This is a genomic window from Burkholderia sp. Tr-20355, assembly GCF_017104685.1.
GTDB classification, from domain to species: Bacteria; Pseudomonadota; Gammaproteobacteria; order Burkholderiales; family Burkholderiaceae; genus Burkholderia; species Burkholderia seminalis.
On sequence record NZ_JAAGPK010000362.1, the window covers coordinates 1 to 1,608 of the forward strand.

Consider the following 1,608-nt stretch of genomic DNA (forward strand, 5'->3'; position numbering starts at 1 on the left):
CGCCGCGACGGCCGACCGGCTGCACGTCGGCAAGGCGACGCTGTACGAGAAGATGAAGCGCTACGGGCTGTCGGCGAAAGGCGAAACCGAGCGCTGAAAAGCAAACGGACCGCGGAACCGGGTTGCCGGTTGCGCGGCGGTTGCGCCGAACGAGCCGGATCCGTCGATTGCCGTGCCGCTCGACGAGGTTGCCGTGCCGGCCTGGTGCGCCGGTGTCGGCACGGACGGTTGTGCCGCAAGCGGGGCGGACGTGAAACTCACGGGCGCCGGTGCCGCGGGCGCTTGCGCGGCCGAACCCGGCGCGCCGGTCGTCGACGGTGCCGCGGCGGGCGTGGCGGTTGTCTCGGGCATCGATGCGCGGACGAACGCACCGTAGCTCATGTCCGGGACACCGATCGGCGCTGCCGGCGCAACGGAGGCGCCGGTCGATGCCGATACGGCCGGTTGCGACGGCGAAACCGATGCCGTGCCGGTCATGCCGGCCGTCGATGGTGTCGCGGCGGGTATGGCGGCGACGGGCGCAACACCCGGAGCGGAGGCAGGTGCCGGTGCGGTCGAACCGAGGGCCGTGCCGACGAACGGCGACGCAGCCGCGGCAGAAGCGGTCGGTGCCGCGGCAAACGGTTGAATCGTCGGCGATTCAGGCAATTCCGCGGAAGCCGCCGCGGGTGTCGTCGCGGGTTGCACCGGCGGCGCCCAATGCGTGACGGGCGTGCCGCCTTCGGCGATGGCCGACAGCGATGCACTACATTCCGCCCCTGCCGGTTGGGCGGCCTCCGGAACGAGGTTCGATGCAGGGCGTGCCGACGTTGCCGCAATCGGCGTCGTTCCGGTCATGGCGCGTGCCGATGTCGCGGCGATCGACGAAGAGGGGAGCGCCGCGAACGGCGCGATGCCACCGGCGGGCTTCAGGTCGTCATGTGCGTCATCGACACCCGGTGGCAGGTAAGCCGATGCAGGGCGTTCGATCGCCGGGGCGGCGGTATCGGAGAATGCTGCCGGATTGCGTGCGGGGGCTTCGTCGACCGCTGCTTCGTCAGCTTGTTGCGCGAAGGCGGCGTGGGCCGGCTCCGGTTGCGTTGCGTCTGCCGGCCATTCGGCGATCGGATGCGCGGGCGATACGTCGAACGCGGAAACCGACGGGTGGCCGAGGTCTTCCCACGGCGCGAGATCGACCGGGGCGTCGAACGACGGCGCCGGCGGGATCCCGTGTGCAGGTGCGTGTGCGGCGGGCGCAGCGTCGACGTGACGGATGTCATCGTCGGTTTGATGCGACGACGCGGCATCGTCGCTGCCGGCGCCGGTGTCAGCATTCGGCAGCGCGTGCGGTGCGGGCGCGTCGAGCGCCGGGGTGGCCCAATCGGCAATCGTCGCGGGGATGCCGGGCTCCGCCGGCATGAACGCATCCAGCACGATCGGCGCGCTGTCGTCGCGTGCGGGCGCGGCATCGTGCTGGACCGGAGCACCAGTGTCACGGGCCGCGATACCGTACGTTGCCTCGGCGAATGCGTTCGACACGGCCGCCGCAGCCGGTGCGGCGACGCTGCCTGCTGTCGCAGCCATTCCAGCCGCGGCTGCGGCGGCCGTCGCGGCGTGCGTCGCATCGGT

1 pseudogene is annotated in these 1,608 nt (G+C 71.8%); it reads right to left on the bottom strand.

From position 1 onward, the window contains the following. Nucleotides 1-60: 60 nt before the first annotated feature. Nucleotides 61-1,608 (bottom strand): annotated as a pseudogene (locus G3N62_RS35355) (DNA translocase FtsK); the annotation flags it as partial.